Below are 16,855 nucleotides of genomic sequence, written 5' to 3'. Positions count from 1 at the left end.
TGGTAGTATAGTGCACAAAATATTTGTGACCGTAGCCGTACTGTCCGCATATTACTACACCAGTTTACTTCTTCGGCCGCTTTAGCCTCATCAGGAATTTTTCGGTAAGTCGTCTAAATTACCCAGTATGCTTACTGGGATACGGCCTGGTTTGGTTAATTGTTAATATTATCATCTAAATGAACTTCTATTTGTTCATGTTCGGGAAAATATAAAACATATTTTGGCTAGATGTTTGCTATTGTCCTGTTGAGGTAACATGATGTGTTTATATCTATTAACTCTTTGCCCAGCTAAAATTATATCTACTCAGCAAGCTTTATCTTTTTTGTATGCGTATAATCGTACTCATAGCGCTGTTTTTCAGCACAACTAAACTGCTACTGGCCCAAACAAATTACGTGACCAGTTCCCCGAATGCATCATCGCCGGGAACGTATAATACAATTGTTGGGCCCTCTGCCGGAAATGGTACACTAACTGGCTATTTCAACTCTTTTTATGGCTTTCAGGCGGGGTTATCAAACAGCTCTGGTTATGAGAATACCTTTTTAGGTAAGGGGGCCGGTAAGTTTAATACCATGGGGGTGGATAACACATTTATAGGGCATCACGCGGGTATATCCGGCATTACAGGTAATTACAATACCTTCCTGGGTTCGTTGTCTGGGCAGGGAGTAACCACCGGTAATCGGAATACGTTTATTGGGTTTGAGTCAGGATTTTCGACCACTACAGCTAGTTTCAACGCGTTTATTGGCAATGGAGCCGGCCGATCGAACACGATTGGCTATAACAACGCCTTCATTGGGAACAATGCGGGTTACTTAAACAATACGGGCTACTATAATACCTTTATTGGGAGCGAAGCTGGCTATTCTAACGCGGCTGGTTCAAGTAATGCGTATGTAGGGTACCGGGCTGGTTATAACAGTACAACGGGATCTGGAAATACCTTTATGGGTAGTTTAGCCGGACAAGCAACTACTACCGGGGCCAATAATACATTTGTGGGAGGGAGTGCCGGAATCCTGAATTCAACAGGCTATCAAAATGCCTTCATTGGTACTTTTGCGGGGAATAATACAACGACCGGTTATCAGAATGCATTTTTAGGGTATAACGCGGGCTACAGTAACACAACGGGAGCAACCAATACGTTTGTCGGCAACGCAGCTGGGTATGCGAATACCACAGGGGCGGGAAGTACGTTTTTGGGAAGCAATGCTGGCTATGCAAACACGACAGGCTCTGGGAATACACTGGTTGGTGTTAATGCGGGTCAGGCAAATAATACGGGGAGCTTTAATGCCTTTATCGGGTCGTATGCGGGTCAGGCTAATAGTACGGGTGCTCAAAACGCATTTATTGGCAGCAACGCTGGTTATACTAACACAATGGGTTCAACGAACACCTTTATTGGCAGCTCTGCAGGTTATGAGAACACAACCGGAAGCAGTAATGCCTTTTTGGGGGGTAATACAGGCTCATTTAACACAACGGGTTCGGGAAACACGTTTATTGGTACCTCCAATGGTCTTAGAAACACAACAGGATCGAGCAATGTATCGGTTGGGCTTCGGGCGGCCAGTAAAATTATAACGGCCAATAAGAATGTTATTATTGGCGATAGTGCTGGTTTCAATACCAATAGTGATGCCAATGTCATGCTGGGTTCAAAAGCAGGATTTGCCAACCTTACCGGGCAAAAAAGTACTTATTTAGGCTACCAGGCTGGTTATAATGCCGTAGCAGATTCCAATACATTTGTTGGTTACCAGGCAGGGTCTACAACCACAACTGGAAAAGGCAATACATTCATGGGTGTTGGGTCTGGACGTAGTAATGCTACCGGTAGCCACAACACGATCATTGGGAACGGAGCTGGACCTGCGAGTTCGGATGGTAATGACAATGTCTACCTTGGATATAATTCCGGCCTGCTCGACAAAGGGTCGCACAATATGCTCTTAGGTACGGGGGCCGATGTATTGGCTCAGAATTTAACCCATGCTACGGCTATTGGATCAGGGGCCAGGGTAGGGGTAAGTAATGCGGTGGTATTGGGTAACAACGCCAACGTAGGTATTGGTACGTCATCGCCAATGGCTCGTCTGGAAGTTGTTGGCGAAACACCAGATGCTAGTGGGGTTCGATTAACCCAGCTAACAGCCAGTAGCCCTACCGCCTACACAACTGATCAGTTCCTGACCGTTAATGAGCAGGGAGATGTGATTAAAGCCCGGTATAAACTGCGCATCAACAATGCTAATGAATGGAGTGATAAAGTTTTTGTTGCTGATTATTCGTTACGACCACTGGAATCAGTAGCTACTTACATTCGTCAGCATGGCCATTTACCCGGTATTCCATCGGCAGATGAGGTTGTTCGTGACGGCATGGATATGGGTACATTAGCGAGTTCGCTACTGGAGAAAGTGGAGGAACTGACGCTGTATCTGCTTGATCTGAAAAAGGCAGATCGGCAAAAGACTGAACAACTCGATCGACAAAACCGACGCATCCAACAGTTGGAAAATCGACTTCGTCCGGCTATAAAAAATAAACGGTAGATTCCGCCGATCGATGTCAGCCAGTGTTCATTCGTTGGTATGACGCAACGGTTTGATGATTAGCTACGTACTGTGGTTGATTGGATATGTAGCATATCCTTTTCTAACCAACCTATGCAAGCAGCCCCGTCGTAATTGTCGGGGCTGCTTTTTTGTACCTACTTGGTGTAGGTGTTGGGGCGAGCCGTATCAGCCAAAAGTAGTTAGATGCTTCTGGAAAATGGCCTCATAGCGGGCCGCTGCTGCTGGTTGGTTGGCTTCCTTACAGGCTTCCACGATGGTTTGCAGTACATAAAGGTCTGCATTCGGGCTGCCAAATCGCCCCGGACTAGTCCGGGCAAAATTTAGGTTCTGGTCGGCACGTGTGACCATCGTATCGGCAATGGTTAGCGCCTTTTTTGACTCGTTCACCGCAAACAGAAACCGGACGTAGTTGGACGAGATCTGGTCGTAGGGGATGCTCTTATCCGGCATGACCTTAAGGGAGTAATCGAGCACCTGCCTGGCTTTGTCAGTTTTCCCTTCCCGAACCAGTTGATCGGCTAGCCGGAAAAAGGCTAGTCGAGCTGATATAACAGGAGGGCCTTTATAGGTATCGTCGTAGTAGACGTCTGGGTTGTCAAACTCCCGCCAGAACGTTTTCTTCATCATGTTGGTATACATAATTTCCGTGTTGACGTACCCATCCGTGGCGCCTGGTATTGCCACCGGCATCAGGCGGTAACTATACCCTTCCAGTTGCATATAATTTTTCAGGTTGAGGTAATGATCATTGGCCAGCGTACTCGAAAAATAGATTGGCCGTTGCCAGTTGTTGGTGGCAATCATGTCGAGCATGATCAGATCAGGTTTAAAGAGATCCTTCTTGCCAAGCGTCCACTGTAAGGTATCTTTCAGGAGTGGCCGGAGCGAAGGCGGAACAAAGTTGGCCTGATCCACCGCTTTTTTATCTATGGGTAGAAACACAACAGAGGATGGTAAAATATTCGTCATCTCTCCTGTGGTGAGGGGCACCTGAATGGCTGGGTTGCTCGTCTTAATCAGACTGATATACTGTTTTAGATCAATCCCATGCTTCACCCCATCTACCTCGTAAAAAGGTATGATATCGTTTTTGCCCCGGTTGAACTGATCGAATTCCAACGACATCGGGACCGCATCCGATTCATAGGTCTTGCGTTTCATCTGCTGAATGTACCATTCCGTACCGAGCAGACTCAGATTACAAACGCGAACATCGCGCCGAAAGCTTTCCACTTCCTGGACATACCAGAGTGGGAACGTATCGTTATCGCCTTCGGTAAAAAGGATGGCATTTGGTGCGCACGAATTGAGCATGTTCTTCGCAAAGTCGACCGAGTGAAAGCGGTGATCCCGGTTATGATTGTCCCAGCTTTTAACGCACATCATGACCGGCACCAGGAGGCATGCGCCAAGAACAAATTCTGTACGGAACGTAACCGATTTAAACTTGATAAAGAAAGCTCTCAAGGCTTCGACAAGACCAAGCACGCCCAGGCCAAGCCAGATGGCAAAGAAATAGAACGATCCGACGTATATATAATCACGTTCACGCGGTTCGGAGGGAGGGGAGTTGAGGAAAACTTGCAGGCCAATACCGGTTATCAGAAATAACAAGCCGATGATCAGAAAGTCGTGACGACGGCGCATATATTGAAAGAGCATACCCAAAAGCCCGAGCAGGAAAGGGAGCATATAAAAGTTGTCGTGCGCTTTATTGGCTTTTAATAAGTCGGGCATAGCCTGATTATCAGACCAGGGTAACAGATAACCGGCCCCCTCTTCATCACTGTCTCGTCCGGCAAAATTCCACATCAGGTAGCGCCACCACATATGGTTCAGCTGATAGGTAAACAAAAACCGGAGGTTATCGCCCATGGTTGGCTTCTGGCCTTCTGCCAGTCCCAGCATCTGGCGGTACAACTGAGGGTGATTAAGTTGACTACTATATAGGCGCGGAAATAGCATTTCATCACCGGGTGCGTAGATATAGTCAGGTTGATAGTCGAAGATGACGTACTTATCACCCTGTTTTTTCCACATGGGTGCTCCCCTTTTCTGATCAATGGGCCGTGCCGTAAACACCGGACCAAAGAGCAGTGAGCGGCTTCCGTATTGTTCCCTATTTTGATAAGACCGAAAGTTCAGTACATCATCAGGGTTGTTTTCATTAATAGGCGGATTAAAGTTAGCCCGGACGAGTACCTGCATGTAGGAAGCGTAGCCAATGAGCAGGAACGCCAGAGCGAGTAAAGACGTATTGAGCTGGCTTCGCTGGTTGCGGATTGACCAGATGATACCATAGGCGAGTGCTCCCAGAAGAACCACTGTAAAGAAAATCACACCTGAATTAAAGGGAAGCCCGAGTGAATTGACAAACAGCCGTTCAACAAAGAAAGCCATACCTGGCAAACCCGGTATCGACGCATTGATTACACCTAGTATGACTAGGCCAATGCCCAGGGCAGCAGTACCACCCCAAAAAGTTGGTTGAGGGTACTTTTTAACGTAGTAAATAAGCGCCAGTACAGGTACAATGACCAGATTAAGTAAGTGAACGCCGATGGACAGACCAATTAGATAAGCGATCAAAATAAGCCATCTGTTTGCGGCTGCATCATCCGTAATACGCTCCCATTTAAAGGCCGCCCACAACACAATTGCCGTGAAGAACGACGACATACCGTATACTTCTGCTTCAACGGCCGAAAACCAGAAGGTGTCTGAGAATGTATAGGCCAGCGCACCAACGGCACCTGTACCTATAATAAGTATACTATCTGAGAGCGTATATGCCTGTTCGGATTGGCTGGCAGTTCGATTAATCAACAACTTTCGGGTCAGTAAGGTAATCGTCCAGAACAGGAAAAGAATGGTGAAGGCGCTGGCCAGTACAGATCCCATATTGACCCAATAGGCTACGCGCGTCAGGTCGCCTAGTGATAACATCGAGAAGATTCGACCCAGTAACAGGAATAAGGGTGCGCCGGGTGGGTGAGGAATCTGGAGTTTGAATGAAGAAGCAATAAATTCACCACAGTCCCAGAAACTGGCTGTTCGTTCCACGGTTGTGGCGTAGGTGAGGAGGGCAACGGCAAAAATGAGCCAGCCAACCAGGTTGTTGAGTCGTTGAAATGACAACATAGACGTATAGATTTTAGCGATATGTATTTGTGTAAGAACGCGCCAAAACTACAGGTAGAACACGTTTTCTCGTGCTGGGTATTCTGTTAAGAAATGTTAATAAGGGATTGAATTACAGTTATTTAACATTTTAATGGCCGCCATGCGCTACGCTTTCGGGCGAGTGGCAGAACAGAGCTATGTAGCATCCTCATCTGGTACACTAATGAAGGGTTCTGCGACATCAGATAAGGGTAGGCCCTTGTAGACGTTCAATTTATAGGGCTTGAGTTGCCGTTTACTAAAAAGGTTTAACTAGTAAGAGAGAATAAGGCCTATTCTGATCAGTGATGATATAACATGTAATCATAAAAGCAGATATTTGACTACGTTGTCCTGCCATTCTCCTGCCTATGAAACAGTTATCCTTAGTTGTCCTGCTAATTCGTATTGTTTGTATTCCCTTATACGCCCAACAGAGAAGTGTTTATCAGGCCTATGTCGAAGTGGCAGGTATGGTATCTACTACAGAACGTACGCCGTTCTGGCTGCGCGCCAATCAATTTGGCACCGTTCCGTACGTTTCGCCGATTGGGAGCCTACGAGTTGGCGTCACAGGCTCCGTATCACTAACGGATACTACTGGCCCCAAAGCACGAAAGACGCCGGCCCGAGCCTGGGTACTGAGTTATGCGGCCGAGGCCGTGGGTAACGGGGGGAAAGAAAATCAACTACTTGTCCCGGAATACTATGTAAAACTAGCCCATCGACAAATTCAGCTTGTGATTGGTCGAAGAAGGGAAGTTATCGGTCTGGTCGATACAACCCTTACGTCCGGCTCTTATTCCTGGTCGGGGAATGCGTTGCCAATTCCTAAAGTTCAATTCGGTACAAAAGGATTTGCTCCGTTGGGGCGCAGGCAGTGGTTGGCTATTAACGCATTTATTGCCCACGGCTGGTTTGCGAATACCGATTACATGCAGCATTCATTTCTGCACCAGAAATCGGTCATATTCCGGGTTGGTAAACCAGCATCTGCCGTGCGAGTCTACGCGGGTATTAATCACAATGTTCAATGGGGTGGCCATTCCGATTATCTGGATTATCACTACGCCGTTGATGGGCAACTTCCCGGACAATTGCGGGATTTCCCAAATGTATTCTTTGCCATTCGGACAGATGGCCTTAACAACCCGCGCATCACATCCTTTGATTATACCAATCTATATGGCAATCATGTTGGTAGTATTGATTTTGGATTTGAAGTAAGACTACCATCGGCTACGCTAATGCTCTATCACCAGCATAGTTATGACGATGCGTCGGGTATGTTTTTTAAGAATACACCCGATGGCCTCACTGGTCTGCGAATCCGACCGCTGAGGCATGGTTCATCTGGTTTTCATATCGATGATTTGTTGCTTGAATTTCTATCGACGTTGAACCAGAGCGGCTCAATCTTTGAACCCTGGAATGGCCTGTCGGGAAATGATAATTATTTTAATAATGGACAATACCAGGAGGGCTGGGCGTATAAAAGTCATATTCTGGGTACGCCCTTCCTTACGTTAAATCAGGATGTTAAGCCTGAATACCAGCCTATTTCTGGTTTGACAGTCAACAACAATCGCGTCCAGATGGCACACGTAGGTATGCGGGCAACGGTCGCGCGTCGGATGAGCTTGATAGCCAAAGTGTCGTACAGCCGAAATATGGGTTCATTTACAGCTTCTTTTCCGGGTTCACCCAGGCAGTTTTCATCGATCGTCCAGATCGGCGTTCCGCTACCCTGGCTGGGAGGAATGGCCCTTACCGCATCTGTTGCTGCTGATGTTGGGCAACTATATACCAATACAGTTGGGGGATACCTTGGGCTTCGGAAGGCGGTTTGGCATCAATAAACTGCCACTGCGTATGCCACTTATAGGACCAAAGCCACCGCATATAAAGCAATCCTCGTCGTACACATAGTCTTTTCTTCGAGCTGTTTTGGCCGTAATACCTTTAAGGTACCAATTCGCTAAAACTCCTATTACTATGAAAGAATTACGCTGCAAAGACGTTGGGTTCGACTGCCCAGGCATTATTCAGGCCGAAAGTGAAACCGAAGTTCTTCAATTAGCTGCGCAACATGCACAGGAAGTCCATCAGGTGTTGGTTACACCAGAAATGGCGGAGCAGATTAAACCATTGATTCATGAAGCGGCTTAATCAGTTCACCAATCAGACAATGCTAACGAAACGCCTTCTGCTCACCTTTTTATGGGTCGTATGTATGAGTGCAACAACCCATGCGCAACTATCAACAACTACAGCAGCTAAAAAGATGAAATTCTTAATTCATATCACGTGCGGTCCAGATAATCCTACGAAGGCTGCTTTGGGTTTTCTGGTAGCAAAAACTGCCTTAGAGGAAGGACATACCGTCGCGCTGTTTTTGGCCGGTGACGCCGTTACACTACTTAAAGACAGTGAGTTAGACAAGGTGGTTGGCTTGGGTACGGGTAAACTCCGCGACCACTTTGACGCCATTTCAAAAGCGGGCGGCCGATTTTATATGTCGGGGATGTCGTCAAAAGCACGAGGCCTGACTGATGCCGATATTACTGGAAAACCAGCTGAATTTGCTATGCCTACTATATTGGTACGGTTGGCTACTGACAGTGATCGGATGTTTACGTATTGAAGCTGCGCCGACCTGTATGACTTCTTCAAGGGCAGATGTTTATAGCAACTATGGTCTTTCTATAAACATGTGACTCTGAAGAAGTCATATAGTATACTGCTTAATTTACCTACATGGCCGCGGTCGCTTTCAACGTATCAGCCATCAGAGAAATGACAAGTTTAATTTCCGATTGAGTATGATCCAGTAATTCACGCACTAAACCAGCCTCAAAATGGTCCAGGTGTTCCAATTTATAGGCCAGTTGGGCTAATGTAGGCATACCAGCGCTCAATGCGGTTCCACGAAGCTTGTGCCCAGCAGCCTGTAAGCCGGCCAGATGGCTGGCTTCTGCCTCTTTTGCCAGAACAGACAATGAATTTGTTAACTCACTTTCAGCGGCTTCCATTAGACTGCTGATAAAGTCAAGATCCTGTCCTGCAATATTTTTTAACACATCAAGGTTAAAGTGATCCTGAACTTCCTGCGTTTTAAGAGGAGCGGGTGTGTCTGTAGCTAGCGTTCCCAGCCATTTCTGAAACAGCGCAGCCATAGATGCTTCCACAATGGGTTTCGTGACAAAATCATCCATACCGGCGGCCAGGCACTTTTCTCGCTCCCCTTTCACCGTACCTGCCGTTAAGGCAATGATTGGAATACGGCGCCCCTGTTCCAGCTCCCGGATACGTTGCGTGGCTTCATACCCATTCATAACAGGCATTTGAATATCCATCAGGATCAAGTCAGGAAGCAACTGCTTATACATGTCTATTGCTTCCTGACCATTGTAAGCTTCCATAATCTGGGCATTCGGAATTAGTTTGCCTACATACGTTCTAGCCAGCAACTGATTCACTTTATTATCCTCAACCAGCAACAATTTAACGGGCTGGTTGCCAACGTCGACCTGCTGACTAGCTGCCTCCACGAGTACCGGTTGGTCGTTCTGTTGACCCAGGCGGGATAAGGCGCGGAACAATTCAGTCATTTTAACTGGCTTCACCAAGCGCTGGTTGATGGACAATGACTCACTCGCTTTGATGAGCCGTTCATCATCCGACGAACTATGCAGAAGAATAATGGCTTGCGTATCGGTAGGCGAGGAGAAGTTAGCTCTGATTTTCTCAATTGTTTCCAAGCCATCCATATACGGCATGTGGTAATCCATTATAATCACATCGTATTGCTTATTCTGGGCTAATAACTGGAGAGCTTCAAATCCATTGCGGGCTTCATCAACAATAATCTGTTTTAATAAAAACATTTGCCGCAAAATCAGACGGTTGTTTTCATTGTCATCCACAATCAATACGTTTTTGATCAGACTGATATCCTGCCAGTTAATGGGGTCGCCTACTTCCGTTTTAAGTTGTACATCGAATGAAAAACAGCTACCTTCTCCTGGCTTACTGACTAACTCCAGACGGCTGCCCATCAAACCAAGTAATTTGTTGGAGATGGTTAGTCCGAGGCCGGTTCCCCCATACTTTTTCGTTGTTGAGGCATCTTCCTGAGAAAAAGCGTCAAAAATGCGCTCCTGCATCTCCGGTTTAATACCTATCCCGGTATCTCTCACCTCAAAGCGGTAGGTAACGCAGTCCTGTTCAGGGTCGGTTAGTGGTTTTATTTTTAGCTCGATTTCTCCTTTCTCGGTGAATTTGACCGCGTTCCCAAGCAGGTTAACCAGAATCTGTTTTAAGCGAACGGAATCTATATAAATAAAGCGCGGCAGATCGGCAGGTAGATTAAGCAACATCTCAAGTCCTTTATTCTGGGCTTGATAGGTAATAATGCCTGCCGCCTGGCTACTGATTTCGTATACATCTACTTTCTCAATGGCCAGCTCCAGTTTACCCGCTTCAATTTTAGAAAAGTCCAGAATATCATTGATAATGCTTAACAGTGCATTCGCCGATTGATCGACAATGGACAGATATTGATGCTGGGTTTCATTCAGGGATGTTTTAAGAACCAGGTCGGTAAAGCCAATTACCCCATTGAGCGGGGTTCTGATTTCATGACTCATATTAGCCAGAAATTCAGATTTGGCAACACTGGCTTGTTCCGCCTGTAACTTTGCTTTTTTCAATTCTTCCCGTTGCAGACAGGATTCTGTAATATCCTGAGTAAACATCATAATACCTCCAATCGACCCATCGAACTGGTACCAAGGTCTGATTTCCCAGCATATGTATTGATCGTGATCCCACCCTTCGGGCCGCCTAACGTATTCATCGTTTTTCTCTACGGCTCCGTTAATGCAACGGTCAAAGACGGCTTTCCAGGTATCGGATAGATTTGGAAATACATCAAAATGCGATAAGCCAATAACACTCCCTGCTAAATGATAATCCTCCATCCAGCGATTACTTACTGCCAGATAGGTAACGTTCCGGTCGAACATAGCTACAGCTGCCGGGGCATGCTCGACAAAAGCGGCCAGTCGTAGTTTTTCGTTGACTAAGGCCTGTTCTGCTTTTTTCTTCTCATCAATATCCTGGAACGTACCATACAACCGTTTGTAAGCTCCCTCCTTTAATTCAGGTGTACCGAGCACGCGAACCCACACTTCCCGCTCTGCCGCCGTAACGATCTGCAATTCAATATCAAATGGAATCCCTTCGGTGATTGCCCGATTGACAGACTCGACAATTAGGTCATAGTTTTTTCCTCTAAAGAAGGTGTGGCCTGTATCCAGCTGTGGCGTAAAGTCATTGGGTACTTCATGAATCAGTTTCGTAACAGTCGACCAGTACATGGTTTCTTTGATAAAGTCTGCTTCCCATGTACCGATTCTGGCTACCTCGTTGGTTTGCTCCAACATTTGCTTAGTCCATTTCAAATCGGCTTCCAATTGATGCCGCCGAGTAATATCAATGGCATTTCCGATAATGAATGGATCGCCATTCAGATCATTTTCCAGAATATTGGTAAAGAGCCAGATATGAAGTGAGCCATTTTTATGGAGCGTATGCATAATCCCGCTGGCTCTACCGGTTTTACGAATGGTTTCCAGATAAGCGTCGAACCCTGCATGTTGCTCCTGGGGAACTATATCTCTCAAACGACGGCCAATCAGTTCTTCGGGCAGATAGCCTAGTGCCTGAGCGCCAGCTGCGTTCACAGTTATAAGTGTACCCTCCAGGTCATGTATACACATGAGTCCCTGCGAATTTTCGAAGAAAGAGCGGAATCTATTTTCAGACTGATACAGTTGAAACTCCCTCTGTTTTTCGTCGGTAACATCCCGGGCAACGGCAAACAGATAGCCCGTGGCAGGCTCGGGCGTAGCTACCCATTGGAGATGGCGGTATGTTCCATTTTTGCAACGGAACCGATGGGTGAAATTGATGGTCAGGTTACCTGTAACCAATTGGCTGATTTCCTGTTCAGTAGCCAGCCGTTCATCTGGGTGTACCAGATCGAAAAAAGGAGTTGTTAGTAAAAAGGATTCATCCCAGCCCAGTACCTGCTGAAAGGCTGGGTTCATTTTTTTTAAATAACCGTCGGCACCGGCTACAAAGATCAAATCATTGGAGAGCGTAAAAAGATTCTCAAAGTAAATAAGCTCCTGTTTTTGTCGGTGTTCAACAATGAGGGCAATGGCCATGTCGGCCAGTAGTTGTAACGCTTTTTGCTGGCTTTCGGTAAGTTTTCTGGGGGAGCTATCAAGTACACAAAGCGTCCCTAACGCATAACCATCGGGATCAGTCAGGGGATAACCAGCATAAAATCGGACGTGAGGATCGGATGTGACGAATGGGTTTTCCTTGAAGCGAGTGTCCTGTGTAGCATCTTCTACCTCAAAGTGGGTGCTATCCAAAATTGCATACCGGCAAAAGGCAACATCACGGCTGGTTTCATCTACATCAATTCCTACCTTAGACTTGAACCATTGCCGCTGATCGTCGAGCAACGTTACCAACGAAATGGGTACTTCACAAATCAACGATGCCAGTTCTGTTAGCCTGTCAAATGCTTTATCAGGCAAGGTGTCCAGAATCTGGTAACGCTGTAACGCTTCTAATCGCTTACTCTCATTAGGAGGAGAAAACATAAATTTCACAAGCTAAGTATACGGGATTTTAAAGTACCGGATTCATTTTTAAGTTATTGTCGATATTTATTATTTGGTAACAAAAAAGGGTTCAAAATTGATTTTTTTTAATTTATCGTACTGCTATATTCTTAATAAGTGGCCTTGAGAAGCAGTTTGAGTTAGTTTTTCCTGAGCGGGTTTAACGAAGTTGAAATTTTGTCCAATCGCTCTGACGAAAACCGCTTCTCTAGAAATCTGAATAAACTACCTTTTAATAGATATTTTGTGCCTATTCTGACAATCTGTATCTAATGAATAAACCGTACCCCCGTAACTTGTATATCATGAATACCCGTAATTACCATTCAGCCATTTTAAACTATATACTTTGCACACTCATTGTCTTGGTTGCCACAACTGTCTGGGTAATTGTACTGCTATAATTAACGAATTGAGGGCCATTCGCCTGCGGGTGTTTGGCTGGTGTGGATAGAATCGGAAACGCGGACTTCAGTGGGGTCAGCGTTTTTTTATTAACAACTAGTCTAGCAATTACCATGTTTTCATTTGTTGATATATGTATCTATATTGTTTCCGAAAATGCTTTTCGCTATCTATCCGGAACAGTAGAACTTTCTCCCGAAAGCCACTAAAACACCAAAGCAGCCCCATCGTACTAGAAGGGGCTGCTTTATGTTAGTTTATAAGTCGTACTTGTATTTAAATACTCGGGTAGTTTTGTTTTTCAATACTGTTAGTGCGTCTACTAATTAGTTGACTAGTTTGATGCATTAAGCGGCTTCATTGACCAAAGTTAACAGAGCCAGATCTAAACCCTGAGGTGTTTTGGGAGTTTTTGTTGATGGATACTGAATTTCGGATGCGTTATGTTTAGTCAATAGGGGGATGATTTCCGGACTGAAATCACACAAGAACCAGTGCATGTTCATGCCAGGGTGGTGTACGTTTTTGAAAGCCAGCATTAGGGGGACCTGTGTTTTGGGATTTGCCGACTTGATGACAAATTTGAGGGTGAAATAAATAGCTGTCAGTTCTGTTCGACTAAACTCATTACCCCAGCTACGCGGAGAGATTCCAGGGAATTCTACGTCTGTGGCCACGAGTGTCTTAATGTACTCTTTTAGAAGTCTGACATTTGTTTGTGTGATCATGGTGGTTGAGTTTTATTAATTGTATGACTGACCTGAATTCCAACCAATCTAATAGTACATATTCATAAAAGTCACTATACGTAGATATTGTTTAGTTGGATTTACCTAAAACGGATTATTTGAACCAATAAGGATTTAAATAGTACGAAACGGTCTAAAAGTTAAATAAACAACTAAAACTCTATAAAGCAAACTCATGATGCATTTAGTAGCTAAAAATTGTCATAAAGACCACTAAATCAATAATAAAGAAAAAAAACATTTCCTCCAGAGATGCTGTGAGTAAAGAAAATTTGTTTATCTACGTCTCCTCAGGAACCACCAGACGCCTACAGCCAGCATAATTCCCAGAATAGGCTTAATCAGGCTACCCCTGTAAATCACTCCGTAATAATCGCCTTCGGCATCGTATTCTTTAGTTGGGTACATCTTGAAAAATGGTTTGACTAGTTACCAAGTTAGGAGGGATTGCTTGGAATGTCAATAAATTCATTTGGTTTTACAGAGTACCTGTTGGTAGTAGATTATTACTAGTAACAGGCAAACTTTTTGTTAAGTAATTCCTGTATTTAAAACGGTCTCATAGTTTAGTGAACTATTTAACTGCAATTTGTATAGTTAACGTATTTTTGTTCTGTGTTTGTAGCAATTCAGCATATGCTCAGTTTAGTACCTCTGCTTTAGTCATTGAGCCAGTTGCTACTAGCTGGGCAGATATGACCGTTCGGGTTATGACAAAAGCCCCGAAGAATACGCCTACCTATGGTTTCCGAGCCATTGGCTATCTGGGCCTGACCATGTACGAAACCGTTGTGTTTGCTTCTCCTACCTATCGGTCAGTCATTTGTAAGCTGTCTGATACCCTTTCGTTACCCAAACCTGACCTTAAGAAGACGTATTGCTGGGAACTAGCTCTAATGCCGGACAGGCGTATATGCTTAAAGCGCTCTATGCCTATACCGAAAAAACGCATCCTGTTGATTCTCTGGCAGGAGCAATACATACCTATTATGCAGCTCGAAATAGCCCCGAGGTTGTGGAGCGCTCTGAGCAATTTGGTAAAGCTATAGCTGCGAAAATTTTTGAATGGTCGAAAAACGATGGCGGACATCAGGGATATGAGCAGAATTTCCCCATAGATTATGTACGGCCGGTAGGTACTGGCTTATGGGTACTCCTCTGATTGGGCAATCGAACACAAAAATTCCGATGCATCCAACCTGGGGAAAGAACCGAACATTCTCAGCGCGTAATAGTCAACTGCCATTGCCAAAACCTTTGGTCTACTTGACTGATACAACCAGTAATTAGTATGTATAAAGAAGAATTCGACCGGAAACACACCCTCACTGAAACCGACCAGGCCACTGTCATGTGATGGGGAGATGATTCAACGGAAACCTGTTCGCCCCCTGGGCACTCCTATAATCTGGCTACGATTGCCATCCGCAATAGCCATGTCAATTTAGTAAAAGCGGCTGAAACCTACGCCCGTGAGGGTATGGCCGTAGCCGATGCCTTTATTCGTTTTATTCAGGCCATGCGGTTCAATCGGCTGCTACAGCGAGTGTTCTAACCGACTTATATAGCCCTGGTTTTTCATTCACGGATAATACCCTCGCGAATCGTTGTGAAATCTATGTAAAAGTTGAGCTGCCTGCTAATCCAAGCCCTGCGAATAATGCTCAGTATTTTCCGAATTATAGATTGTATTCAATAACCTATGAAGCCCGGCACTACACCTCATTTGGGGCGGCTGCGCTGGAATGTGCTGATTCTCGGCTGATGGGCGGTATTCATACCCGGCATGATAATGAAGTAGGTCTGGCAGAAGGTACGAATATTGGCCACAACATCAATGCACTTCGGTGGCATTGATAGGGGATAAGCACATTGATCGTTTGGTTTCCCGACGGCAATAGCCTGTGCCTGGTGCTTCACGGGTTTTACCATTTATCTCCCCTTTTATACGCTTTATTGCCTGATTTCAACATCTGGTCAAATATGGATTTCTGTTCGTAATGCCTTGCCCTAATTTTGTCCGCAAGTGAACAAGGCTTGTCCAGTTCTGGACACTACTAAAAATCAGTACAGGAGGTAACCTGCTGTTTGTCAGTATATATACTGAATTGGCACGAGCTTTGGACTTACTAAATTAACTCAGTAAACAACATCTTAAAACAGTTAACGCATTACTACCATGTTACTACCAATGAGCAAACTAGCAGCCTCTATTTTATTGAGTGCTTCTTCCCTGATTAACCCTACAACCCCTAAAACGCTTTCGTTCGATGCCAGTGCGTATGTGACGATCAACCATGAAATCCGGGTGGCTGTCCAAAAATCAACCGAAACGCCAGTCGTAGTATTGCTTCGCGACAAAAACAATGAGGTGCTGTATCAGCAAACTATTGGCAAGAAAGAAGCCAGGTATGCTATGAAGATGAACGTTGATCAACTGGCCGACGGAGAGTATGAGCTGGAAGTAAAATCGAGTGAAGGCAGCATTCGGAAACAAGTAAATCTGTCGACGCCTGTTCAACAGACCAGCCGTACGATTGCCATGCAGTAAGAGCCGAAAGGTTAAATTAAGCAACAAAGCCCGACCACCATCGGGCTTTGTTGCTTATACGAATTGATGAAATGTGGGCTGTGTAGTATAATACTTATGGGTCTGTGTGTCATTGATCATTGCCCATGCCAGCTTACAATGTACTAACAGATAACGTTGCAGGCAGTGGACAATCAGATAGTATTGCTGATGGAACCGAGTTTTAACTCACCTCTTTGTAGAATGCGTCAGCAAATAGGCTTATAGAGCTGATTTAATTAAGATTCCCCTGGATGTATATAGGACCGAAAACAAGTAGCCCCCTCAATTACGAAGGGGCTACAAATGTATATATGGGTGTACGGGTAATGTATCCTTGAGACTCAGAATTTTACCAAAAGTTACATAGCCACAAAAAAACGCTGACTCCAGAAGAGTCAGCGTTTCCCATATACCCATATATGTGGTTCACGAGCCTGTCTGGCAGGTTCAATGAACTACACGAACACAAACAAGTACCGGGTTAATCGGTAGAGCGTTTGCTTAGTCTATAGGACGTATAAGCTACAGAAGGTAACACAAAAAAAGGCTGACTCTAGTAGAGCCAGCCTTTCTACTCTATCCACACCAAATGTAGACTCCATTCAGAGCCCGCAATCGCTACTATCTACTACGCAGTCCATATCCCCTTTGTGGCATTAAAATAGGTAG

11 protein-coding genes are annotated in these 16,855 nt (G+C 45.1%); 7 read left to right on the top strand and 4 right to left on the bottom strand.

The window, feature by feature from the left end:
• Nucleotides 1-332 precede the first annotated feature (332 nt).
• Nucleotides 333-2,573, top strand: coding sequence for a hypothetical protein (locus EXU85_RS19890; RefSeq protein WP_246859167.1), 2,241 nt, complete (start codon nucleotides 333-335; stop codon nucleotides 2,571-2,573).
• 189 nt (nucleotides 2,574-2,762) lie between these two features.
• Here the strand turns inward: EXU85_RS19890 and EXU85_RS19885 are convergent, their stop codons facing one another.
• The gene (locus tag EXU85_RS19885) at nucleotides 2,763-5,738 is read right to left on the bottom strand and encodes a DUF2723 domain-containing protein (protein ID WP_142773759.1); all 2,976 of its coding nucleotides are present in this window, start codon (nucleotides 5,736-5,738) and stop codon (nucleotides 2,763-2,765) included.
• Between the two features lie 392 nt (nucleotides 5,739-6,130).
• On the opposite strand from EXU85_RS19885, the gene EXU85_RS19880 reads away from it, so the two are divergent.
• From EXU85_RS19880 to EXU85_RS19870, 3 genes are all read left to right on the top strand, one after another.
• On the top strand, nucleotides 6,131-7,618 hold the full coding sequence (locus tag EXU85_RS19880; RefSeq protein ID WP_142773758.1) for a capsule assembly Wzi family protein: 1,488 nt from the start codon (nucleotides 6,131-6,133) through the stop codon (nucleotides 7,616-7,618).
• Nucleotides 7,619-7,754: 136 nt separating this feature from the next.
• Nucleotides 7,755-7,928: a DUF1059 domain-containing protein gene (locus EXU85_RS19875; RefSeq protein WP_142773757.1), complete on the top strand. Its 174-nt coding sequence runs from the start codon at nucleotides 7,755-7,757 to the stop codon at nucleotides 7,926-7,928.
• Complete coding sequence (locus EXU85_RS19870) at nucleotides 7,915-8,403, top strand: DsrE family protein (RefSeq protein WP_246859166.1); 489 nt, start codon at nucleotides 7,915-7,917, stop codon at nucleotides 8,401-8,403. The genes EXU85_RS19875 and EXU85_RS19870 overlap by 14 nt, the downstream gene beginning before the upstream one ends.
• A 109-nt stretch (nucleotides 8,404-8,512) precedes the next feature.
• Here the strand turns inward: EXU85_RS19870 and EXU85_RS19865 are convergent, their stop codons facing one another.
• From EXU85_RS19865 to EXU85_RS36000, 3 genes are all read right to left on the bottom strand, one after another.
• Nucleotides 8,513-12,439: a PAS domain S-box protein gene (locus EXU85_RS19865; RefSeq protein WP_142773756.1), complete on the bottom strand. Its 3,927-nt coding sequence runs from the start codon at nucleotides 12,437-12,439 to the stop codon at nucleotides 8,513-8,515.
• A 773-nt stretch (nucleotides 12,440-13,212) separates the two neighbouring features.
• Nucleotides 13,213-13,593 (bottom strand): hypothetical protein, encoded by a 381-nt coding sequence (locus EXU85_RS19860; protein ID WP_210422390.1) that lies wholly within the window; start codon nucleotides 13,591-13,593, stop codon nucleotides 13,213-13,215.
• Nucleotides 13,594-13,890: 297 nt separating this feature from the next.
• Complete coding sequence (locus EXU85_RS36000) at nucleotides 13,891-14,022, bottom strand: hypothetical protein (protein WP_256365991.1); 132 nt, start codon at nucleotides 14,020-14,022, stop codon at nucleotides 13,891-13,893.
• 505 nt (nucleotides 14,023-14,527) lie between these two features.
• Between EXU85_RS36000 and EXU85_RS19855 the strand changes: the two genes are divergently transcribed.
• From EXU85_RS19855 to EXU85_RS19845, 3 genes are all read left to right on the top strand, one after another.
• Nucleotides 14,528-14,776, top strand: a complete 249-nt coding sequence (locus EXU85_RS19855; protein WP_168207828.1) for a hypothetical protein — start codon at nucleotides 14,528-14,530, stop codon at nucleotides 14,774-14,776.
• A gap of 524 nt (nucleotides 14,777-15,300) precedes the next feature.
• Nucleotides 15,301-15,471, top strand: coding sequence for a hypothetical protein (locus EXU85_RS36210; RefSeq protein WP_142773754.1), 171 nt, complete (start codon nucleotides 15,301-15,303; stop codon nucleotides 15,469-15,471).
• A gap of 334 nt (nucleotides 15,472-15,805) precedes the next feature.
• Entirely contained in the window at nucleotides 15,806-16,165 is a 360-nt protein-coding gene (locus EXU85_RS19845) for a hypothetical protein (RefSeq protein ID WP_142773753.1), read from the top strand.
• The last annotated feature ends 690 nt before the right edge of the window (nucleotides 16,166-16,855 follow it).

Source organism: Spirosoma sp. KCTC 42546 (assembly GCF_006965485.1).
Classification (GTDB): Bacteria; Bacteroidota; Bacteroidia; order Cytophagales; family Spirosomataceae; genus Spirosoma.
The sequence above is the reverse complement of the archived record's forward strand: the minus strand, read 5'-3'. Positions and strand labels throughout refer to the sequence as shown.